General features: G+C 62.7%; 24 protein-coding genes. 9 read left to right on the top strand and 15 right to left on the bottom strand.

Features of this window, described 5'->3' with window-relative positions; translation table 11 throughout:
• Positions 1-27 precede the first annotated feature (27 nt).
• The 6 genes from mraY to mraZ form a co-directional block, all read right to left on the bottom strand.
• Complete coding sequence (gene mraY / locus ACTNBU_RS02795) at positions 28-1,035, bottom strand: phospho-N-acetylmuramoyl-pentapeptide-transferase (protein ID WP_441030498.1); 1,008 nt, start codon at positions 1,033-1,035, stop codon at positions 28-30.
• A 70-nt stretch (positions 1,036-1,105) separates the two neighbouring features.
• Positions 1,106-2,548, bottom strand: a complete 1,443-nt coding sequence (locus tag ACTNBU_RS02790; RefSeq protein ID WP_441030497.1) for a UDP-N-acetylmuramoyl-L-alanyl-D-glutamate--2,6-diaminopimelate ligase — start codon at positions 2,546-2,548, stop codon at positions 1,106-1,108.
• 144 nt (positions 2,549-2,692) lie between these two features.
• The gene (locus ACTNBU_RS02785; protein WP_441030495.1) at positions 2,693-5,182 is read right to left on the bottom strand and encodes a penicillin-binding transpeptidase domain-containing protein; all 2,490 of its coding nucleotides are present in this window, start codon (positions 5,180-5,182) and stop codon (positions 2,693-2,695) included.
• Positions 5,183-5,440: 258 nt separating this feature from the next.
• Positions 5,441-5,998, bottom strand: coding sequence for a hypothetical protein (locus ACTNBU_RS02780; RefSeq protein WP_441030493.1), 558 nt, complete (start codon positions 5,996-5,998; stop codon positions 5,441-5,443).
• A 93-nt stretch (positions 5,999-6,091) separates the two neighbouring features.
• A complete protein-coding gene (gene rsmH / locus ACTNBU_RS02775) occupies positions 6,092-7,039 on the bottom strand; it encodes a 16S rRNA (cytosine(1402)-N(4))-methyltransferase RsmH (RefSeq protein ID WP_441030564.1) in 948 nt (315 codons plus the stop codon).
• Between the two features lie 16 nt (positions 7,040-7,055).
• Positions 7,056-7,499, bottom strand: coding sequence for a division/cell wall cluster transcriptional repressor MraZ (gene mraZ, locus ACTNBU_RS02770; protein ID WP_441030491.1), 444 nt, complete (start codon positions 7,497-7,499; stop codon positions 7,056-7,058).
• Here mraZ and ACTNBU_RS02765 point away from each other — a divergent pair.
• Complete coding sequence (locus tag ACTNBU_RS02765; protein WP_441030489.1) at positions 7,498-7,806, top strand: hypothetical protein; 309 nt, start codon at positions 7,498-7,500, stop codon at positions 7,804-7,806. The genes mraZ and ACTNBU_RS02765 overlap by 2 nt on opposite strands.
• Positions 7,807-7,854: 48 nt before the next feature.
• On the opposite strand, the gene ACTNBU_RS02760 is transcribed toward ACTNBU_RS02765, so the two are convergent.
• The 4 genes from ACTNBU_RS02760 to ACTNBU_RS02745 all read right to left on the bottom strand — a co-directional run bounded on the left by ACTNBU_RS02760 (position 7,855) and on the right by ACTNBU_RS02745 (position 9,768).
• A complete protein-coding gene (locus tag ACTNBU_RS02760; protein ID WP_441030487.1) occupies positions 7,855-8,397 on the bottom strand; it encodes a hypothetical protein in 543 nt (180 codons plus the stop codon).
• Positions 8,384-8,887: a pantetheine-phosphate adenylyltransferase gene (gene coaD, locus ACTNBU_RS02755; RefSeq protein ID WP_441030485.1), complete on the bottom strand. Its 504-nt coding sequence runs from the start codon at positions 8,885-8,887 to the stop codon at positions 8,384-8,386. Before coaD ends, ACTNBU_RS02760 begins: the two co-directional genes overlap by 14 nt.
• Positions 8,884-9,456 carry a 16S rRNA (guanine(966)-N(2))-methyltransferase RsmD gene (gene rsmD / locus ACTNBU_RS02750; protein ID WP_441030483.1) on the bottom strand — a complete coding sequence of 191 codons (573 nt, stop codon included), beginning with the start codon at positions 9,454-9,456 and terminating at the stop codon, positions 8,884-8,886. The genes coaD and rsmD overlap by 4 nt, the downstream gene beginning before the upstream one ends.
• 69 nt (positions 9,457-9,525) lie before the next feature.
• Positions 9,526-9,768 carry a hypothetical protein gene (locus ACTNBU_RS02745; RefSeq protein ID WP_441030481.1) on the bottom strand — a complete coding sequence of 81 codons (243 nt, stop codon included), beginning with the start codon at positions 9,766-9,768 and terminating at the stop codon, positions 9,526-9,528.
• Between ACTNBU_RS02745 and ACTNBU_RS02740 the strand changes: the two genes are divergently transcribed.
• Together ACTNBU_RS02740 and ACTNBU_RS02735 are read left to right on the top strand one after the other, a co-directional pair.
• The gene (locus tag ACTNBU_RS02740) at positions 9,755-10,105 is read left to right on the top strand and encodes an Asp23/Gls24 family envelope stress response protein (RefSeq protein ID WP_441030479.1); all 351 of its coding nucleotides are present in this window, start codon (positions 9,755-9,757) and stop codon (positions 10,103-10,105) included. The genes ACTNBU_RS02745 and ACTNBU_RS02740 overlap by 14 nt on opposite strands.
• Before the next feature lie 15 nt (positions 10,106-10,120).
• Complete coding sequence (locus ACTNBU_RS02735; RefSeq protein ID WP_441030477.1) at positions 10,121-11,824, top strand: DAK2 domain-containing protein; 1,704 nt, start codon at positions 10,121-10,123, stop codon at positions 11,822-11,824.
• A 330-nt stretch (positions 11,825-12,154) separates the two neighbouring features.
• Here the strand turns inward: ACTNBU_RS02735 and ACTNBU_RS02730 are convergent, their stop codons facing one another.
• On the bottom strand, positions 12,155-12,745 hold the full coding sequence (locus ACTNBU_RS02730) for a hydrolase (protein WP_441030475.1): 591 nt from the start codon (positions 12,743-12,745) through the stop codon (positions 12,155-12,157).
• Positions 12,746-12,799: 54 nt separating this feature from the next.
• On the bottom strand, positions 12,800-13,471 hold the full coding sequence (locus tag ACTNBU_RS02725; protein ID WP_441030474.1) for a ferritin-like domain-containing protein: 672 nt from the start codon (positions 13,469-13,471) through the stop codon (positions 12,800-12,802).
• 231 nt (positions 13,472-13,702) lie between these two features.
• Here ACTNBU_RS02725 and ACTNBU_RS02720 point away from each other — a divergent pair, with 231 nt between their 5' ends.
• Both ACTNBU_RS02720 and ACTNBU_RS02715 read left to right on the top strand, forming a co-directional pair.
• Positions 13,703-14,443 (top strand): ABC transporter ATP-binding protein, encoded by a 741-nt coding sequence (locus ACTNBU_RS02720; RefSeq protein ID WP_441030472.1) that lies wholly within the window; start codon positions 13,703-13,705, stop codon positions 14,441-14,443.
• A complete protein-coding gene (locus ACTNBU_RS02715; protein ID WP_441030470.1) occupies positions 14,440-15,363 on the top strand; it encodes a SufB/SufD family protein in 924 nt (307 codons plus the stop codon). Before ACTNBU_RS02720 ends, ACTNBU_RS02715 begins: the two co-directional genes overlap by 4 nt.
• A 446-nt stretch (positions 15,364-15,809) precedes the next feature.
• On the opposite strand, the gene ACTNBU_RS02710 is transcribed toward ACTNBU_RS02715, so the two are convergent.
• Positions 15,810-16,379 carry an NUDIX hydrolase gene (locus tag ACTNBU_RS02710; protein ID WP_441030468.1) on the bottom strand — a complete coding sequence of 190 codons (570 nt, stop codon included), beginning with the start codon at positions 16,377-16,379 and terminating at the stop codon, positions 15,810-15,812.
• A 260-nt stretch (positions 16,380-16,639) separates the two neighbouring features.
• Between ACTNBU_RS02710 and spo0A the strand changes: the two genes are divergently transcribed.
• On the top strand, positions 16,640-17,401 hold the full coding sequence (gene spo0A, locus ACTNBU_RS02705) for a sporulation transcription factor Spo0A (protein ID WP_441030466.1): 762 nt from the start codon (positions 16,640-16,642) through the stop codon (positions 17,399-17,401).
• A gap of 60 nt (positions 17,402-17,461) precedes the next feature.
• Here spo0A and ACTNBU_RS02700 read toward each other — a convergent pair whose 3' ends face one another.
• Positions 17,462-18,859: a DUF2812 domain-containing protein gene (locus ACTNBU_RS02700; RefSeq protein ID WP_441030464.1), complete on the bottom strand. Its 1,398-nt coding sequence runs from the start codon at positions 18,857-18,859 to the stop codon at positions 17,462-17,464.
• Positions 18,856-19,179 carry a PadR family transcriptional regulator gene (locus ACTNBU_RS02695; RefSeq protein WP_441030462.1) on the bottom strand — a complete coding sequence of 108 codons (324 nt, stop codon included), beginning with the start codon at positions 19,177-19,179 and terminating at the stop codon, positions 18,856-18,858. The genes ACTNBU_RS02700 and ACTNBU_RS02695 overlap by 4 nt, the downstream gene beginning before the upstream one ends.
• A gap of 166 nt (positions 19,180-19,345) precedes the next feature.
• On the opposite strand from ACTNBU_RS02695, the gene ACTNBU_RS02690 reads away from it, so the two are divergent.
• The 3 genes from ACTNBU_RS02690 (at position 19,346) to ACTNBU_RS02680 (ending at position 20,898) form a co-directional block, all read left to right on the top strand.
• Positions 19,346-19,603: a TIGR03905 family TSCPD domain-containing protein gene (locus tag ACTNBU_RS02690; protein ID WP_441030460.1), complete on the top strand. Its 258-nt coding sequence runs from the start codon at positions 19,346-19,348 to the stop codon at positions 19,601-19,603.
• A gap of 279 nt (positions 19,604-19,882) precedes the next feature.
• Positions 19,883-20,323 carry a cell wall hydrolase gene (locus ACTNBU_RS02685; RefSeq protein WP_441030458.1) on the top strand — a complete coding sequence of 147 codons (441 nt, stop codon included), beginning with the start codon at positions 19,883-19,885 and terminating at the stop codon, positions 20,321-20,323.
• A gap of 11 nt (positions 20,324-20,334) precedes the next feature.
• On the top strand, positions 20,335-20,898 hold the full coding sequence (locus ACTNBU_RS02680; RefSeq protein WP_441030457.1) for a hypothetical protein: 564 nt from the start codon (positions 20,335-20,337) through the stop codon (positions 20,896-20,898).
• The last annotated feature ends 278 nt before the right edge of the window (positions 20,899-21,176 follow it).

Raw genomic sequence — 21,176 nt, 5'->3', positions numbered from 1 at the left:
AATTCCTAACTCCTCATTCCTAATTATTCACGCTCTGCCCTGGATGCCCAGCCACGCCAGCACGCAGCACACCAGCGTGATGCCGGAGAACACCGTCACCAGCTTCGCCTCGCTCCAGCCGGACAGCTCCAGATGATGATGCAGCGGCGCCATCTTGAAAAACCGCTTGCCGTGGGTGGCCTTAAAGTATCCGACCTGTATAATATCGGACATTGTCTCCGCAATGTATATGATGCCCACGGGGATCAGCACCAGCGGCATATCCATGGCGAAGGCCAGGGCCGCCACCGCGCCGCCCAGGAACAGACTGCCGGTGTCGCCCATGAAGACCTTTGCCGGATGGTGGTTGTAGACGAAGAAGGCGGCCAGACCGCCGGCCAGCGCCGCCGGGAACAATGCCAGGGAGCCCGCGGAATCCCACAGGGCTCCGGCGGCGGTGAAGAACACCATCACCACGAAGGTGACGCCGCAGGCCAGACCGTCGATGCCGTCCGTCAGGTTCACGGCGTTGACGCAGCCCACGATGACGAAGGCGGCGAACACCAGATAGACGATCCAGTTCACCGCGACGGTCACGTTGGCGAAGGGAATGTAGAGGTCATTGGTCAGAAAGCCCTCGTACCGCATGAGGCTCAGGAACACCACCGCCGCCGCCAGCTGGAGAATGAACTTCTGTTTGGCGGTGAGGCCCTCGTTCTGGTGCTGACGCACCTTGCGGTAGTCATCCACGAAGCCGATGGCCCCGAACACCAGGGCGAACAGATAGATATACAGGTGGGAGAACCGGCCCTCCAGCATATCGTCCCAGCCCGCCGCGAACATGACGGCGCCGCTGCCCAGAATGAACATGATGCCGCCCATGGTGGGCGTTCCCGCCTTGGACTTGTGCCAGGTGGGACCGTCCTCCCGGATCTCCTGACCGGCCTTCAGCTTCCGCAGCTCCGGGATCAGGAATTTTCCAATGACCAGCGTCAGCAGGAAGCTGGCCAGCATCACCAACAGCAGCGCGGTGATCCCGCCGGATAAATTCAGCATGTGTTTCTCTCCCTCTCTCTCGCCGGAGGACTCTCCGGCCCTTTGGTATCGGTATCAGACGCGCCGGGCGTCACTTGTTCAGATAGTCCGCCACGATCTCCCGCTCATCCATGTGGCGCTTCTCATGGCCCACCTCCTGGTAGGTCTCGTGGCCCTTGCCGCAGAGGACGATGACGTCATCGCGCTCCGCGTGGTCCATGGCGTAGTGGATGGCCTGGACCCGGTCGGTGATGGTGACGTAGGGCGTCGCCGTGCCCTCCATGCCCGCCGCGATCTCCCGGATGATCTGGTCCGGATCCTCCGTCCGGGGATTGTCGGAGGTGACAATGGCGAAGTCCGCGATGTCCGCGGCGATCTTTCCCATCTTGGGGCGCTTGGTCTTATCCCGGTCGCCGCCGGCGCCGAATACCGCCACCGTCCGGCCCTTGGCGAAGCCCTTGACGGACTTCAGCACGTTCTCCAGACTGTCGGGGCTGTGGGCGTAGTCGATGAGGATGGTGTAGTCCTTCCCCGGGGTGGGGACCACCTCCACCCGGCCCTTCACATGGGGTACCCGGGCCAGCACCTCGGCGCTCTTCTCCAGGGAGACGCCCAGCTGCAGGGCCGCCCCCAGAACGTCCAGGGTGTTGTAGACCATGAAGCCGCCGGGGATGTTCACCCGGACGGGCACCCGCTCCGATGATGTCACGGCGTCGAAGGCGATGTGGTCCGCCCCCAGAGAGATGTTCTCCGCCCGCAGGTCCGCCGCCGCGTGCTCCGCGTAGGTGTACCGGCGGCAGGTGGCGTCTTTCATCAGTCGCTCCGTCCAGGGATCGTCGGCGTTGACCACGCCCGCCTTGCAGTTTTGGAACAGGACGGCCTTGGCGTCGCAGTAGTTCTCCATGGTGACGTGGAAGTCCAGGTGGTCCTGGGTCAGATTGGTGAAGATGCCCACTGCAAAGGTGATGCCGTGGACCCGGCCCTCGAACAGGGCGTGGGAGGAGGTCTCCATCACCACATGGGTGCAGCCGGCGTCCAGCATCTGCCGGAACAGCTTGTGGAGCTCGAAGCCCTCTGGCGTGGTGCGCTCCGTGGGCAGCACCTCGTCGCCGATCATGTTCTGATTGGTGCCGATGAGGCCCACCTTGGCCCCGGCGGCCTGCTCCAGTACCGCCTTCAGCAGATACGTGGTGGAGGTCTTGCCGTTGGTGCCGGTGACGGCGGTCATGACCATTTTCTCCGCCGGACGGCCGTACCAGTTGGCCCCCAGCAGAGCCAGCGCCCGCCGGGAGTGCTCCACCAGGACGTAGGGCACGTCGATCTCCGGAGGCCGCTCGCACACCACGCAGGCCGCGCCGTTTTCAACGGCCTTGGAGATATAGGCGTGGCCGTCCACGGTGTAGCCGCTGATGGCCACGAACAGTCCTCCCGGGACGGTCTTCCGGGAGTCATAGCTGATATCGGTGATGTCCAGATCCCCGGCGGCATGGACGGTCAGGGTGGGAATATCGCGGAGGAGTTCCTGTAATTTCATGGGTAAACGCCCCTTTTTCTCTGATTTTGTGCATGGTCCCGGCAGGCTTCGCCGGTGATATTTTCGCCGGTGGTATTATAGTCAGACGCCGCCGGGAAGTATACAGCGTTTTGTGCCGGAAACCATGCAGAAAGTGCTGCCGCGTCAGTCCGCCTCCGAGGCCTGGGCGCCGAACTGGACCTTCACCACGCTGCCGGGCTCCAGCTCCGAGTCAGGGGCCTTATCCTGGGTGATGGCGTAGACGTTGCCGGAGGAGGTGGCGGTGTTGCCCGCCACCTTCATGATGAGTCCCGCGTCGGTGAGGGCCTTGTTGGCCTCCGCCGCGGTCTTGCCCACCACATTGGGGACCACGCTGGGGGTGTCGGGCTTCTGTTCGCCCAGATAGAGGATGATGCTGGCGTCGTTGGGGACGATGTTGCCGCCCACGGGGGTCTGGTCGGTGACGGTGTCGCCGCTGCCCACAGTGCACCAGGAGAAGCCGGCGTTGGTGAGCTTGGTCTTGGCCTCCTCCAGCGTCAGGTCCACGCAGTTGGGCACGGTGGCGTCGTTCACGGCGCTGTCGCTGGAGTAGTCCGGCTGGACGCCCAGATAGGGCAGGATCTCGCTCATGATGGAGCTGGCCACGGGGGCCACCATCTGGCCGCCGGAGGGATAGGTGCCGGTGTAGCGGTCGGGGGTGTCCAGAGTGATCAGCATGATGACCTGGGGATCCTCCACCGGGGCAAAGCACATGAAGGACACCACCAGGTCGCCCTTGGGATTGCTCTCCGTGGCGGAGCCGGTCTTGTCGGCGGTGCCGGTCTTGCCGCCCACGGTGTAGCCCACCACCTGGCCGTTCTTGCCGGAGCCCACGTGGACCACGTACTCCAGGCACTCCCGGACCTTTTCAGAGGTCTCCTGGCTGATGACCTGCCGGACGGGGGCGCTGTCGTGTTCCTGGAGCACGTTGCCGTCGTCGTCCACGATCTGCTCCACCAGATAGGGGGTGTACAGATAGCCGCCGTTGATGCAGGCCGCCTGGGCCCGGATCAGCTGGAGCGGCGTGATGTTGAAGGTCTGGCCAAAGGCGTAGGACGCCAGAGAGACCACGTTGGAGTTGAAGGTCTTCTCGTCGGCGAAGATGCCCTTGGGGGACTCGGCGGGCAGGTCCACGCCGGTCTTCTCCATGAAGCCGAAGGACTTGAGGTACTGATAATAGGTCTTGGTGCCGATCTTCAGACCGATGGTGATGAAGGCCGGGTTGCAGGAGTTGGCGGTGGCGGTCTTCAGGTCCTGGGTGCCGTGTCCGGCGGCCCGGGAGCAGCGGATGGGCTTGGGCCAGCCGGGGACCATGATGGAGCCGCCGCAGCTGAAGGTGCTGTTCATGGTCACCAGCCCCTCCTCCAGCGCCGTGGCCAGAGTGACGGGCTTGAAGGTGGAGCCGGGCTCGTAGGTGTCGGAGATGCAGCGGTTGCGCCACTGGGTGCCCCGGGCGCTGCTGTAGGCCGCGGCCACCGCCGCCTCGTAGGCCTCCTCGCTCTCATAGGTGCTCTTTTTGCTCTCAATGTCCGCCAACTCCGCGTCCAGTTTGGCCTGGAGCTTGGAATCGTAGATGGTGCTGGGGTCCTCCAGATCAAAGGTGGGGCTGCCGGCCATGGCCAGGATGGCGCCGGACTTGGGGTCCATGACGATGCCGGCGGCGCCGTTCTTGGCGTTGAACTTCTCCACCAGGGTCTCGATGCCCTTTTCCAGATAGTACTGGACGTTGCTGTCCAGGGTCAGCACCAGGCTGCTGCCGTTTTCGGCGTCGTAGTACTGCTCATACTGGTAGAGCATATCCTTGCCGGTGTTGGTCTTGGCGGTGACCGTCAGGCCGGAGGTGCCCTGGAGCACGTCGTCGTACTTGGCCTCCAGGCCATAGGCGCCCTGGTTGTCGGCGTTGACAAAGCCGATGACGTTGGCCGCCAGGGAGTGATAGGGATAGTACCGTTTGGAGTCCGGGTCCAGATAGACGCCGTGGATCTTTTTGGGGCTCTTCCTCGGATTGGACTTCAGAACGGTCTTGCCCGCGTCGTTGACCATGGTCAACTCGTTGCCCGCATCGTCGATCTCCCCGTTGATAAAGCGGCGGACCTCATCCGCCGTGTCCTGCTCCACCTTTTTCTTGATGTACTGATAGCCCGTGTTGGTCTTGGCCATCAGCTTCAGGATGGTCTCCTCCTCCACGTCCAGGATGCGGCTGAGGCCCCGGGCAATGTATGCCTGATCCAGAATGGGCTCCGGCGTATAGACATCCCCCTTCTCGGCGGCGGCTGCCGCCGCCTCCTCCTGGGACTTCTCCTGCTCCTTCACGAAGTTGGCGATGTCCCGGGGGTTGATCTCCACCGTCTCCGCCGAGGCGGACAGGGCCAGGGCGTTGCCGTTGCGGTCATAAATGGTGCCCCGGGAGGCCGTCACCACGGAGGTGCGGGTCTGCTGGAGCACGGCCTGCTCCTGCAAGTCCTCATGATCCCGGATCTGCAAAATGTACAGCCGGATGAACAGGGCCGCGAAGGTCCCCACGCCGAAGATCAGCATCAGCAGCAGCGTCCTGCTCCGGATGACCTGATTGGCCCGCCGGGCCGCGTCGCTCTTTCGTCTCTGCCGCTCTGCCATGGATACGCTCCTTTTCCGCCGCCTGCCGCGGCCATGTGCGCCTGCGGACAGGCGTGCTGAAACATCAAACGGGAGTAAGAAGACAGCTATCTCCTTACTCCCTCCTGCTTCCCCGGCGCTCCCGCTGTCCGCGAAGCTCCCGTCAGGGCCGCTCCCCGCGGCTCCAGGAGTTGGGAAAAGCCTGCCGCAGCAGGCTTTTTACCGTGTGGCGGACGGGACGCCGGGCTTTCTCTCCCGCTTCAATCCTTATGACGGCACTCAGCCAAAATATTCCTTCACCGACGCGGCGCTATGCCGGACGGCGGCGGCGATCTTCGTCAGGATGCCCGGGTCCTCTTTCTGATAGACCACGGCGCTGTCGCCGTCGGAGAGATCCACGTAGTAGATCTGGCTGCTGCCGGGCTTGGACATGCCCGCCTGCACAGCCACCTCCTTGACGGTGCTCAGGTCGTACATCTGCTGGTACTTGGCGGTGAGCTGCACATGGTCCGACTCCAGGGTGGACAGCTGGCTCCGCAGGTCCACTACATCGGAGGACAGGGCGGTGAGCTGCACATAGCTGAACAGCACCATCACCGCCATCACTGCCACGGCGAAGCACCCCGCCACGGAGAGCAGGGACACCCGCTCCCGTTCCCGCACCCGGACCCGGGGAAGGCTGCGTACCTTGGTCTCCGTCTTGGGGACGGTCCGTTCCCGGCGGACTTCCCCGGCGTGCTGCAATTCTTTCTCCCGAAGCTCCCGCTCCAGGCCATAGGCCAGGTTGCCGTATACGCCGCCGGAATAATGGCGCATATCCTGTGCTGCCGATGCCATATCTTCCTTCCCCTTCCATCTTCCGTACAGGGCCTGTCCCCTCGGGGCAGGCGCCGAAAAACTCAAAACTTCTTCCGTAAAACTTATAGATACTTATAGATCAAACGGGTCGCACTTCTCCGCCACCCGCAGCTTGGCGCTTCTGGCCCGGGGATTTTCCTCCAGCTCCGCCGGTCCGGAGACGATGGGCTTCCGGTTCACCAGACGGACCTTGGGCTTCTTTCCACAGACGCACACCGGGAATTCCGGCGGGCAGGTGCAGCCGGAGGCCAGTTTCTGGAAGGCTTTCTTCACCATCCGGTCCTCCAGGGAGTGGAAGGTGATCACCGCCAGACGGCCGCCGGGATTCAGCTTGTCCGCCGCCGTCTCCAGCATGGCGGCCAGGGCGTCCAGCTCCCCGTTGACGGCGATGCGGACGGCCTGAAAGCTGCGCTTGGCGGGGTGCTGCTTCTCCCGCAGGGCCGCCGCCGGCATGGCGCTGCGGATGACGTCCACCAGTTCGAACGTCGTCTCGATGGGCGCCGTCTCCCGGCACTTCACGATGGCCTTGGCGATGGCGGGGGCGTACCGCTCCTCGCCGTAGTCGAACAGGATGCGGCGCAGCTCCTCATAGCTCCAGGTATTCACCACGTCTCTGGCGGTCAGCGGAGCGGTGTCGTCCATCCGCATGTCCAGGGGCGCGTCGTGCATGTAGGAAAACCCTCTGGACGGATCGTCCAGCTGGGGCGAGGAGACGCCCAGGTCGAACAGCATCCCGTCGGCGCCGGACACGCCCAGCTCGTCCAAAATGCCCCCCAGGCGGTCGAAATTGCTGTGGACCAGGGTCACCCGGTCCTTCCAGGGGGCCAGCAGCTCCCCGGCGGCGTCGATGGCCGCCTGATCCCGGTCAATGGCGATGAGCCGCCCGGTGGTGAGCCGCTTCACGATCTCCCGGGAGTGGCCCGCCCGGCCCAGAGTGCCGTCCACGTAGACGCCCTCCGGCCGGATGTTCAGTCCCCGGAGGCACTCCTCCAGCAAAACGGGCTTGTGCCCGTACTCCATCGGCTTGTCCATCGGCTCAGCTCCGTTCCCGGCGGCACCGGGCCAGCGCGTCCATGGCGGCCGCCATGTTGCCCTGGGACAGCAGCTGGGCCTCCCGGTCCGCCCAGGTCTTCTCGTCCCAGATCTCGGCGAAGGTGTTCTTTCCCACGATGGTGGCGTTCTTCTTCAGCCCCGCGTAGGAGCGGAGGGTGGCGGGGATCAGGATGCGCCCCTGGGCGTCCGGCTCGCACTGCACCGCGTTGGCGTACAGCAGGCTCAGCGGCTCCGCCTCGGTGTAGGGCAGCTCGTCCATGGCCTGGGAGATCTGCTCCCACTTGGCCTCGGGGTAGATGGTCAGGCAGTTCAGGGCGCCGATGGTGATGTAAAACGTGGCGCCCAGCGCCTCCCGCATGGCGGCGGGGATGACGATGCGGCCCTTGGTGTCGATGCTGTTGTTGGACTTTCCCAGCAGCCGCGCCATGGCCATCCCCTCCCACTTTTTCGGCGTTTCAGGGCGGGGATGGGATTATTCATCCCTTTCATGGCACAAATCACCACTTTCCCCCACCTCACTTTCAAAGTATAAGCAAAAATCCCGTGGATTGCAAGGCTTTTTTTGCGACAGGAACTCAGGCAAAACAGCTGGTTTTCCACAGTTTTTCCTGATTTTCCACATTTTAAAACAAATGTTCGAGTCGGTTTTTGCTGGTTTCCATAAAAACAAAAAGCCGTCCGGCACAAGATATTGTGCCGGACGGCAATTTTTTCGTTTTTGTCGCTATATGTAGTTTCTTGTAAAAAACTGTCAGATGGTATTCGTCGTTTTTTACGAAATTTCAGGCCTGTCCCTCGTCAGATTTCCCACTGGCCTTGGCGGCCTGTTCCTCCTGGAGTTTGGCCCGCTGCTCCTGGAGCTTGGCGGCGGAGGTGGAGCGGAACCGGATGCGGGACTGCTTCACCTCGTCCAGGGCCATCTGGATGGCCTCCTCCGTCCGGGCCAGGGCGTCCTCGGTGTACTCGTTGCACACCTGATACATCTGGCGGGTGCGGTCCTCGGCGTGGGCGATGATCTGACGGCTGCGCTCCTTGGCGGCGGCCATGACCTCGCTCTCAGAGACCTTGGACTTGGCCTCCAGCTCCGCCTGACGCATCATGCGGTCCACGTCCCGCTTGGCGTCCTCCACGAATTTCTCCCGGGCGGCCAGCAGCTCCTGGGCCCGCTTGATCTCCACGGGCAGCTGGCTGCGCAGCTCGTCCAGCAGCTCCAGCATCTCGTCCCGGTCCACCATGCTCATATTGGGCTTCAGGGCTGGCGAGCGGGCGTCCTCGATCTTCTCGTACAGCATATCGATCAGGCTGTTCACATCAGCGCTGCTCATGGGTGTTCCCTTCCTTTCTCATTTCCCGCACCAGGGGGAGGATCTCCCCGGGCAGATATTTTTCCAGGGGCTGATGGTAGCGGATCATCTCCCGGGCCATGGAGGAGCTGAAGTGCTGATACTCCGCGGCGGCGGGGAAGAACACCGTCTCCAGGTCTCCCCGGATGCCTTTGTTGATGAGGGCCATCTGGTACTCCAGGTCAAAGTCGCTGGTGTTCCGGACGCCCCGGACGATGACCCCGGCCCCGTGCTGGGCGGCGAAATCCGCCAGCAGGCCGTTGAACAGCTCCGCCTCCACGTTGGGCAGCTCCGCCACGGCGGCCCGCACCAGCGCCAGCTTCTGTTCCGGGGTGAACATCTGGTCCCGCTTCTCCGCGTTGGGGCTGACGCAGACGAAGACCTTGTCAAAGCAGCCGGCGGCCCGGCGGATGATATCCAAATGGCCCAGGGTGATGGGGTCAAAGGACCCTGAGCAGATCGCAGTTCTCATTGGCCGGTCTCCTCGCTTCTCTCCTCGCCCGACCGGTGGTAGATGGTCAGGCCGATCTTTCCGTACCGGTAAGTCCGGTAGATGCCGTAGGGCGGCGCCAGGGCGGGCAGCGCCCTGTCCGCCGGACACTCCGCCGCCAGGATGCCGTGGGGATTCAGCAGATCGTGGCGGGCGATATGGGCCAGGGCCGGCTCCAGCAGTCCCGCCGCGTAGGGCGGGTCCAGAAAGATGATGTCGAATTTCTCCCGCAGGGCGCCGAGGTAGGCCATGGACTCCCCGGACACCACCTGGGCCCGGTCGGCCAGTCCCGTCAGCCGCAGGTTCTCCCGGATGCAGTTCACCGCGTCGGTCCGCTGGTCCACGAACACGCACCGGGCCGCGCCCCGGGACAGGGCCTCGATGCCCAACTGTCCCGTTCCGGCGAACAGGTCCAGCACCCGCCGCCCCTCGATATCAAACTGGAGGGCGCTGAACAGGCCCTCCTTCACCCGGTCGGTGGTGGGACGGGTCTCCAGACCCTCCAGCTCTTTCAGCCGGCGGCCCCGTGCGCTTCCGGTGATCACTCTCATGGTTGTTCTCCTTTTTTGCCGCCGGGGGAACGCCTGTCCCGTCCCGACGCATGGAATCGTCAGTTTATTTTACGGCACCCGCCCCGTTTTTTCAATAGAAAGATGCAGAATTTCAGAATTTCCGGCAGCGACACCCCCTCCGCCGGAAGCCGCCGGACCGGAAAGCGCCGGAAACGTGCCGTTTTGGGCTTGTGCTTTTGGGGAAAATCGTATATAATAACGATTAAGTATGAACTGCTCCCGCAGGGAGACATTTTCCCGTTCCATCCCATCACTGAGAAAAGAGAGGATGTTCTCTATGATCCAATTCAAGTCCGATCAGGGCGATATCTCCGTCAGCAGCGCCGTGTTTTCCAACATCACGGGCATGGCCGCCACCAACTGCTTCGGCGTCAAGGGCATGGCCTACCGCTCCATGACCGACGGACTGGTCCATCTGCTGCGCCGCGAGGCCATGAGCAAGGGCGTCAGCATCACCTATCACGAAGACAATACCATTTCCATTGAGCTCCACATCATTGTGGAGAACGGTGTCAACCTCCCCGCTGTCTGCTCGTCCATCATGAACGAGGTGCGGTACGTGGTCACCAAAAACACCGGCGTCGAAGTGAAGAACGTAGACGTCTACGTGGATTCCATGACCCTGTAAGGAGGCTGTCAACCAATGAACGAACAGATTACCGGCGCCCAGTTCAAGCAGATGGTGCTGCACGGCGCCGCCTGCATCACGGCTCAGAAGCAGGCCATCAATGACCTCAACGTGTTCCCCGTCCCCGACGGCGACACCGGCACCAACATGTCCATGACCATCGGCACCGCCGTGACGGAACTGCGGAAGTCCCAGCCCACCACCATCGACCAGGCGGCGTCCATCACCGCCAGCGCCCTGCTGCGGGGCGCCCGGGGCAACTCCGGCGTCATCCTGTCCCTGCTGTTCCGGGGCATCTCCAAGGGGCTGAAGGGCCGGACCGAGGCCACCGCCGCCGAGTTCGCCGCCGCCATGCAGGAGGGCGTCTCCTCCGCCTACAAGGCCGTCATGAAGCCCGCCGAGGGCACCGTGCTGACGGTGTCCCGTCTGGCCGCCAAGCGGGCCGTGGACACCGTGGCCGCCGGTGAGACAGATGTGGAGCAGGTCCTCGCCGCCGCCATCGAGGAGGGCCGCATTGCCCTGGATCAGACCATTGAGATGAATCCCGTGCTGAAGAAGGCCGGCGTGGTGGACGCCGGCGGCAAGGGCTTCCTGGTGATCCTGGAGGGCATGCTGGCGGAGCTGTGTGGCGAGCCCATGCCCGCCGGAGACGAGGCGGAAGCCGCCCCCCAGAAGGAGAAGGCCGACTTCGGCGCCCTGTCCGCCGAGGAGATCACCTTCGCCTTTGACACCGTGTTTATCGTGCGGAAGTCCGCGCCGGACGTCTCCCTGGAACCCCTGCGGACATACCTGAACAGCATCGGCGACAGCCTGGTCATCGGCGAGGACGACGAGGCCTTCAAGGTCCACGTCCACACCAACATCCCCGGCAGCGCCCTGACGGAATCCCAGAAATACGGCACTCTGGAGCTGGCCAAGATCGAGAACATGCGCACCCAGGCAGAGGATCTGGCGGCGGGCCGGAAGGCCCAGAGCACCGACGATCTGGACGAAATCGAGTCTCAGTTGGAGGAGAGCGAGGCCGCGGAGGAAGCGGCCCCCGTGCCCGCCGCGCCGGAGAAGCCCTATGGCTTCCTGGCCGTCTGCGCCGGCGAGGGTCTGGCCGCCCTGTTCCGTGATCTGGGCTGTGACGGCGTGGTGTCCGGCGGACAGACCATGAACCCCTCCACGGAGAGCATTCTCCAGGGGGTGGAGGCCATCCCCGCCGAGACGGTGTTCGTCCTGCCCAACAACGGCAACATCATCATGGCCGCCCAGCAGGCCGACGCCCTGACGGAGAAGCACGTGGTGGTCATCCCCACCAAGACCGTGCCCCAGGGCATCACCGCCATGATGAACGCCGACTTCGACGCCCCGGACGCCGAGAGCATCACCGCCGCCATGACGGAGAGCCTGTCCAGCGTCACCACCGCCCAGATCACCTACGCCGCCCGGGATTCCGACTTCGACGGCTTCGACATCAAGGCCGGGGACTATCTGGCCCTGGAGGAGGGCAAGCTGTTCGGCACCGACGGCAGTCTGGACGTGCTGCTGGACAAGCTGGCGGCGGACGCCGTGGAGCGCTCCGCGTCCTTCATCTCCCTGTACTTCGGCGAGGACGTCAGCGAGGAGGATGCCCAGGCCGCGGGCAAGCGGTTCGAGAGCGCCTGCCCCGACGCGGAGATCTCCGTTCTCTCCGGCGGACAGCCCGTGTACTACTATATTATCTCCATGGAGTGAGCTTAAATTGCAGAACGAGGGCCGGACATCCGTCCGGCCCTCGTTTCAGCCTGTCGAAAATCCCCTGTTTGAAGGAAAGAGGTTCTTTTTTGCAGGGGGAGTACGAGGGGGCGGGAGCCCCTTCGTATGGAATCGAATGTCTGCAAAAAGCCTGCGTTAGCAGGCGTTTGCGCCGCGCAGCGGCAGATTTTCGGTCCGCTGCGCGGTCCGAAAATCGAGACATTAGGCAGGCTGTCGGAAAAGTCTATGGACTTTTTCGACAGCCTGGAACGAGGGCCGGACATCCGTCCGGCCCTCGTTTTTTCGTTTCGCTCTATGCGGTATCCCGCCTTACAGCCCCATGGCCGCCAGCTCGGCGTTGACGCCCTCCTCGCAGGAGCGCATGGCCAGAATGGTCTTCTCCATCAGCTCCTCCAGGGGCCAGCCCAGGCGCTCGGCGCCCTCCTTGATGACATCCCGGGAGCAGCCGGCGGCGAACTTCTTGTCCTTGAACTTCTTCTTCAGGGAGCTGACCTCCATGTCGGAGACGGACTTGCTGGGCCGCATCTTGGCGGCGGCGCCGATGAGACCCGTCAGCTCGTCGGCGGCGAACAGCACCTTCTCCATCTCATGGGTGGGTTCGATGTCGCAGCACAGGCCGTAGCCGTGGGAGCAGACGGCGTGGATGAACTCCTCGGAGCAGCCGCCCTCCCGCAGCAGCTCCGGGGCCTTCTGACAGTGCTGGTCCGGCCACTGTTCAAAGTCGATGTCGTGGAGCAGGCCCACGGTGGCCCAGAAGTCCGCGTCCTCGCCGTAGCCCAGTTCGTTGGCGTACCAGCGCATGGCGCCCTCCACCGTCAGGCCGTGGAGGATGTGGAAGGGTTCCGCGTTGTACTTCCGCAGCAGCGCCAGGGCCGCGTCTCTTGTGATGCACTCTTTCATGGAAACGTCTCCTTTGTAAAAAAATTGTTCGCTCAGCCAGGATTATACACCCATTCACCGGCTCCCGCAAGTCCCGGCAATGGACCGCTCCAGCAGCTCCCGCATGGCGTCGGCGTGGCGCAGCTCATCCGCCGCCAGCTCCGTGAAGGTCTTCTGCAAACACGGGTCCGTGGTGCCCTCCGCCGCCCGGATGTAGTTCATCCAGCCGCAGGCCTCCTCATGGTACCGCTCCCGCAGGGCCGGACACCAGGCCCCGATATACACCCGGTCGCAGCTGACGCTGGGACGGTAGCACCGGCCCGTGATGAGATAGTACACCGCCATCAGCCGCCGGGCGTGGCCTCCCTCGTCCTGGGCGATGCTCCGCAGCAGCTGCCGGGCGGAGACGGGGGCCTGCCGGGAGAAGGCCAGATAGTACCGCTGATCCGCCAGCTCGCCCTCGATGAAGCCCTCCACCACCGCCAGATCGTCCATGGCCGCGGAGCCCATGCAGCAGGGATTGGCCGCCGCGCCGGGCAGATTCTCCTCCGCCCGCACCGCCGCCGGGGTCTGGGGGACGGACGGCGCGGTCCGGGATACGGACGGTGCGGCGCCGCCGGTCCCCTCCGCCGGGGCCTCCATGCCGGGATAGGGGTTCAGGCTGGGCGACACCCGCTGCCATATCTGGTCGTACTGCCGGTAGTCGTACGGCACAGCGGCCGCCGTGCTCTTCATGTCTTGCTCCATAACAACAGCCTCCTTTACGACAGGGTATGCCCGCCCCGTTCCGCTGGTGACTGGTGCAAATGTCACAGCATAAAATCCGGCTTTCTGGTAAAATTGAGAAAAACCCGATTCTCCGCCGGAGAATAGGATTTTTCTCCGCCGGGAGGCCCTTCCGTATCTTGCTTTTTCCCCGGCGCTCTGCTATATTGAATAAGTTGCAGCATATTTCGACAAAGGAGGAACCTGAAGTTTATGCTGGAATTGAAGCATATCAGCTACACCGTCCAGGAGGAGGGCGGCACGCTGGGTATCCTGAATGATATTTCCCTGACCATCCCCGACCGCAAGCTCATGGTCTTCACCGGCCCCAACGGCGGCGGCAAGACCACCCTGGCCAAGATCATCATGGGTCTGGTGCAGCCCACCGGCGGACAGATCCTGTGGAACGGCGAGGACATCACCGGCCTCACCATCACCGAACGGGCTAGGCGCGGCATCAGCTACGGCTTCCAGCAGCCCCCCCGGTTCAAGGGCATCACGGTCCGCAAGCTGCTGACCATCGCCTCCGGGGACGGCAAGCTGTCCAAGGACCGGTGCTGCCAGTACCTGACCAAGGTGGGCCTGTGCGCCAACGACTATCTGGACCGGGAGGTGGACGTCTCCCTGTCCGGCGGCGAGGTGAAGCGCATTGAGATTGCCAGTATCCTGGCCAGAAATGCCGATTTAATGATCTTTGACGAGCCAGAGGCGGGCATCGACCTGTGGAGCTTCGCCCGGCTGACGGAGACCTTTGAGCAGATCCACCGCCAGGGCAAGGCCACCATGATCATCATTTCCCACCAGGAGCGCATCATCTCCCTGGCGGACGAGGTGGTGGTCATCGGCGCCGGGGCCATCCAGCACCGGGGCGCGGCGGACGAGATCCTGCCGAAAATCCTGTCCGATACCACCGGGGCCTGCCCGGTGCTGACCAGAGGAGGTGACCGCGTATGATGGACACACAGGTGGACCGGGATCTACTGGAAAAGATCGCGGATCTGGTGGGCAAGCCCGTGGGGGCGTTCAACATCCGCAAGGACTGCGGCTGCGACGGCCGCCAGTCCACGGAGCACATTGAGATCACCGGCAAGACCGACAAGCAGGGCATCGACATCCGCGTCAAGGACGGGACGAAGGGCGAGACCTGCCACATCCCCGTCATCATCACCAAGCCCGGCATCTCGGAGATGGTGTACAACGACTTCTATATCGGCGAGAACTGCGACGTGGACATCGTGGCGGGCTGCGGCATCCACAACTGCGGCGGCGAGGACTCCCGCCATGACGGCGTCCACACCTTCTATATCGGCAAGAACTCCCACGTCCACTACTCCGAGAAGCACTACGGCGAGGGCGACGGCAAAGGCGGCAAGATCATGAACCCCCAGACCATCGTCTATCTGGAGGAGGGCGCGTCCATGCAGATGGACACCGTCCAGCTGCGGGGCATCGACTCCACCAAGCGATACACGAAGCTGGTCTGCGGCAAGGGCGCGGAGGCCGTGGTGACGGAGCGTCTGCTGACCCACGGAGACCAGATCGCAGAGAGCGACATGGTCATCGAGCTGAACGGCGAGGACGCCAAGGGCCGGGTCATCTCCCGCTCCGTGGCCCAGGATGACTCCTCCCAGGTGTTCAAGCCCTGCGTGGTGGGCAACGCCAAGTGCTTCGGCCACGTCCAGTGCGATTCCATCATCATGGGCAATGCCCGCATCCAGTCCGTGCCGGAGATCGCCGCCAACTGCACCGAGGCCCAGCTGATCCACGAGGCCGCCATCGGCAAGATCGCCGGCGACCAGCTGCTGAAGCTGGAGACCCTGGGTCTGACGGAGGAGGAGGCCGAGGACTGCATCCTGAAGGGCTTCCTGGCCTGAGTTCCCTTTCATCTGTCAAGACCACGGGTGAAACGAGTGTCTTGAAAAAGCCCTAAAAGGGCATAGTGAAGCCAGCGCCTGAACGGCGCTGGCTTTCACTGCGTTCAAGCCATTGTGGATGGATTACCTCGCTTGATACTTAAAAGGTTTTTGTATTCCTCGGTGCTGATCTTATCCATCATCTGATCCTGTTTCTCTTGTCCTTGTATGTGTTTCCTCAGAGCTTTCTCCTGGATGCCTGCTGTGCTGACATAGTACCCTGTTGCCCAGAAACGCCTGCTGTCAAATTAATGCTTCAAATTTGCGTGCCGCTCGAAAATCATCATCGCACGTTTCCCGCTCTCATTCCCCAATAATCGCTTTTCCTTCGATTTGCTCCGCTTTCGCGGAATTCACGAAAGAGAGCAAACCGGCTGCCGCATACCCGCGGAAGCCGGTTTTTCCGCTCACCGTCCGGACAGGGCAGCCAGTTTGGCGTTGAGCTTTTTGTAGATCCGCTCCCGGAACCAGGGCTCCGTGGACGCCGCCACGGCGTCCTCCGGCGGAAACCAGCCCACCCGGCTGTTCTCGTCGGGCTTGCACCGCAGGGGCTGATCGTCGTCCGCCTCCACCAGATAGGTGACGTTCAGATGCAGATGGGACGAGACGTAGACGCCCCGCTTCTCGTGGCCGTCCACCGTCAGGATCTCCAGGGAGAAGATATCCGGCGACAGCAGCCGCACCCGCTCCGCGCCGCTCTCCTCCCGGACCTCCCGCAGGGCCACCGCCGCCAGATCCGGATCGCCGTCGGCGTGACCGCCCAGCCAGGCCCAGGAGCCGTAGAGATTGTGCCAGGCCATCAGCACCCGGTCACGCCGGGGATTCACCACCCAGGCCGACGCCGTCAGATGGGCGGCGGCGTTCTCACGGGTCAGCAGCGCCTCGCCGCTCTCCAGACGGCGCAGCAGCTCCTCACGGTCCCGCGCCTCCTGTTCATTCCATGGACGGAAGGCCCGGACGGCTTCCGTCAGCTCCACACAGCACAAAATGCGCACTCCCTTCCATTGATTTCTGTACTTTAGTTTAGCGATTTCAATAAAAAAAGCAAGTCTTCAGCAAAAATAGGGGGAAAAAGCACAAAAAGTAGAAATTTTAGCAGAAATTTTATGGAAAAAAATAACAAATAAAGGTTGAAAATCGTGTCCGATTATGATATTTTATAGATAACGTGATGTGAAGCTTCATTAATCCGTCAAAATTAACTCTTGCAAATTTTATTAGGAAAGCCAGGGAAACTATGGAGAAAAGGAGTAAGGTCCTGCTGGCGGATGCCAGCGAGGAATTCCGGAGACTTCTTCAGGAGGCCATAGAGAGAACAGACGAGTTTGCGGTCATTGGCTCCGTGGGAGACGGGGCGGAGGCACTGCGCCTTGCGGAGGAGCAGTCGCCGGATTTGATCCTGATGGACATCGTGCTGCCGGGTCTGGACGGTATGACGCTTCTGCGGCGTCTGCCGGAGAAGGACCGCCCAAAGGTCATTTTCCTCTCGGCGCTCTACAGCGACAAGACCGTATCGGAGGCCATGAGGGCGGGGGCTTATTACTTTGTATCAAAGCCCTGTGAGGTCAACGCCCTGCTGGACCGGATGCGGCTGGCTGTTGCGCCTGCTGCCGCTGCTGCGCCGATGGATCACTCGGCGGAGCTGAAAAACCGCGTTACCAATATTATTCATGAGATCGGCGTCCCCGCCCACATCAAAGGCTATCAGTATCTGCGGGAGGCCATCATCATCACCGTGGAAGATATGGATGTGATCAACGCTGTTACCAAGGTGCTGTATCCGGAAGTGGCAAAGCGGTTCGGCACCACCGCATCCCGTGTGGAACGGGCCATCCGCCACGCCATTGAGGTGGCGTGGGACCGGGGCGACCTGGAGACGCTGCAGCGGTTCTTCGGGTACACCGTATCCAACACCAAGGGCAAACCCACCAATTCTGAATTTATCGCAATGATCGCCGACAAGCTCCTGCTGGAAGATCGGAGAAATCCCAGCGCGTGATGTATGAAAACGGTGAGAGGACAAAGAGCCTCTCACCGCCTTTTTTATGTGCGGGCGCCGTTACGCGCCGCTCAGCTTTTCCCCCACCGCTGCCATCTGTTCCGCCGTGGGCTCCCAGTTTCCCAGAAACCGGATGGACACCAGCCGGTCCGGGTAACACAGCAGGAACTGGTTTTCGGCTTCGCCGCCGGTGTACTGCCGGTAGGCCTCCGGCGCGCCCCAGAGGGCGGCGTCCGTTGGCCGGTATTCGTTCCAGAACTCCGGCACGTCCGGGTCGTTGTACTGGGCGTACTCCCGCAGCAGACCGCGCCTGCACAGCCCGTAGACCGGCTTCCAATGGACGTCCGTGACGGTGTACCACAGCTCCGGCACGTTGGGGCCGTCCAGACGGCCCTCCTGCCGGGCCGTCCGGCGAGTCACCAGGAACGTGGACGCCGTGTCCAGCTCCGTGGAGTAGCCGCCGTAGTCCACGTCCGTCAGATCCTCCACCGTCAGGGGCAGATCGTCGTGGTACACCTCCCAGGTTATGCCGTGGTACTGATACGTCTCCGCCGGGGCATGGTCTTCCAGCCAGCCGTTGCGGACGCCCTTCAGGATCAGCAGCGCCCCACCGGCGGTGACGGCGAAGGACAGCACCACCGCCAGAACCGCCGACGCCGCCCGATTGAACCCGGCGGGGGTGCCCAGCCCCCGCAAAGCGTCCCGGAGACCGCTGACCAGCAGAATAATGAGGGTCACCATCACCAGGGCGGTCAGTCCGATGACCAGTGTCTGCCGGGAGGCAGAGGCGTAGACCGCCAGCAGCAGAAAGACTATGACCAGCGTCATCCACGCCCACAGCCGGGAGCGGCTGCCGGGACTGGACGTCCACAGCCCCTGTTCCGCTGCCGCTTTCGCCCGGCGGTGCCAGCGGAGATAGGCCCACAGCTCCGCGCCCTGGCCCACCGCCAGCAGCGGCCAGCACAGAAGGGAAAACAGCGCCGGACCGCTGGAGAGCTGACGCACGGGATCGTCCCACAGCCGCCAGAGACAGAAGCCGCATTCCAGCACCGCCAGGATCAGCACAAACACGGAGCCGGGGAGGAAGTTCTTCTTCATGGAGCGGTGGATGGTCTCCACCTGGGCCGCCGGGTCCGTGTCCATGGGCACCGGCTCCGGGTCCTCGGAATAGAAGATCTGCATCTGGGCCCGCTGGGCCGCCAGACGCCACCCGGCGTTTTCGCACAGGTCCAGGAACGTCTCCTGTCCCTCCGTGGGGCGGGGATTGAAGTCCGACGCCTCCGGAAAGTAGGTGACGGCCACATGCCGCCGCTTCGGCTCCACCCGGCGATAGCGCCAGCGGAAGTTGGTGATCTTATCCACTACCCAGCCCTGCTCCGACAGGGACTCCAGATGGGCCCGGATGCCGTCGTAGTCGTAAAACGAGAACCGCGAGAACTGATATTTCCGGTTGTTCATTCCGCACCTCCTCCCGGCGTGAACCGCCGGTAATCCGCCGCCAGGGTCTGGAGACGGCGGTATTCCTCCTCCAGGGCCGCCTGGCCCGCCTCCGTGATGAGATAGCTCCGCTTCCGTCCCTCCACCTTCGTCTCCAGGATCATCCCGGCGGACAGGAAGCTCTCCAGCAGATTGTACAGCGTCCCCGGCCCCACGGACACCCGGCCCGCCGTCATCTCCCGCACCCGGGCCATGATGTCCGCGCCGCAGCACTCCCACTGGAGACACAGCAGAATGTAGAACATCTGCTCCGTCAGGGTCTGAAATTTCTCCCGGGCCATGGCCGTCCTCCCCTCTGAATATCGAATATCGTTATTGCTTTGGCTACAGCTTATCATCGAATATCGATATTGTCAAGGGCCGGGGTTGTCATTTGGACAAAAATGTGGTATGCTCGATGAAAATTCCATCGGGTGAAGACCGATACAAAAGAGGAGAGACAGAGACATGGTATACGAATTCCGTCCCAGAGGCGTCTGCTCCCAGCAGATGCGGGTGGAGCTGGACGACCAGCATATCATTCAGAGATTGGAGGTCCTGGGGGGATGCAGCGGCAATCTCCAGGGCATCTCCGCTCTGGTGCAGGGGATGAAGGCCGAGGACGCCATCCAGCGTCTGCGGGGCATCCGGTGCGGCTTCAAGTCCACCTCCTGCCCGGACCAGCTGGCCCAGGGTCTGGAGAACATCCTGAAGCAGGCGCAGTAAGCGGCTCCCGTACGGCAGGGAGCCGGCTCGCGGGAGACTTACCGTTCACGGAAGGTACCTCCGGAAAGCAGGGGGAGTTCGAAGGGGCAAAGCCCGCCTCGAATGGGATCAAATGTCTGCAAAAAGCCTGCAACAGCAGGCGTTTGCGCCGCACAGCGGTCCAAAATCGAGACATTCAGTATGGAAAAGCCCTGGCGCGATTTCGCGCCAGGGCTTTTCCGTGGTGACGCGGCGCCGGGACGGCGCATACACTGAAACAGCGACAGGAGTGTGATGGATATGGCTTATTCTGACCGGGAGCTGCTGGCGCGTCTGATCCAATGCGAGGCGGGCGGAGAGGGAGAAAACGGCATGAAGGCGGTGGCGGGCGTGGTGATGAACCGGGTCCACGCCAGAGGCGGCGAGTATGCCCGGGTGGGCCAGGGCAGCATCCGGAACATCATCATGCAGCCCGGCCAGTTCGTCTGCGCCAGCGAGACAGAGCGCGGCGCCTACAACCCGCAGAACATCTACAATATGCGTCCCGAACAGATCCACTACGACATCGCCGACTGGGCCATCGCGGGGAACCGTCTGCCGGACGTGGCGGAATCCCTCTGGTTCTACAATCCCTTCGGTCCCACGTGCCGGTCCCAGTTCCCGTCCAACGTGGGCTACTGGCAGACCCGCATCGGCGATCATTGTTTCTATAACCCGACAGATGCTTATTACAAGACTTGAGAGGTGTCAATATGGTGCAGTATCAGGATACGTATACGCCGGGAATGTCCCGGATGCAGGACTGGAGCACGGAGATCACCCCGCCGGAGCGCCGCCATCCCGCCATGGTGGGGACGGAGCCGGGCAGGAAGGTGGGGGAGATGACCGGTCCGGCGGGCATGACCGGCATGACCGGAATGGCCGGACAGAACCGGAACACCGCCATCAGCGGCCCCACGGTGGTCACGCCGCCGGAGCTGGCGGATATGAAGAACAACATGTCCATGGAGGCCATCAATGCGCCCTCCTCCCGGGAGGAGGCCTATCTGGGGTCCTGGAAGGCCATGCTGTCCCGGTACGTGGGGAGCTACGTAGTGGCTACGTTTTTGGTGGGCACCCAGAACACGGTGGCCTGGGAAGGCATCCTGTTCGACGTGGGCAACGACTATATCACCATCTACCAGGAGGCCCGGGACCGGTATATCGTCACGGACTACTACTCCCTGAAGTTCGTGGAGTTCTACGACGTCCAGCGCCGGCAGGAGTGCAACCGCCTGCTGGCGGAACAGGGCTACGGCATGAATTCCGGGCGCTGAGCCGGGCGTAAAAAAACGGAGGTCGGAAGGCCTCCGTTCAGGCTGTCGAAAAAGTCCATTGGACTTTTTCAACAGCCTTCACAATGCCTCGCTTTTCTGCCCGCGCATCGGGCCGAAAAGCTGCCGCTGCGCGGCGCAAACGCCTGCTGACACAGGCTTTTTGCAGGCATTCGATCCAATACGAGGGGGCTCCCGCCCCCTCGTACTCCCCCTGCAAAAAAGGACTCTTTTCCTTCAGGCAGGGTTTTTCGACAAGCTGAACGGAGGCCGGAAGGCCT

Origin of the sequence: Dysosmobacter sp. HCP28S3_G4, assembly GCF_052065175.1 — a bacterium.
Classification (GTDB): domain Bacteria; phylum Bacillota; class Clostridia; order Oscillospirales; family Oscillospiraceae; genus Oscillibacter.
The sequence above is the reverse complement of the archived record's forward strand: the minus strand, read 5'-3'. Positions and strand labels throughout refer to the sequence as shown.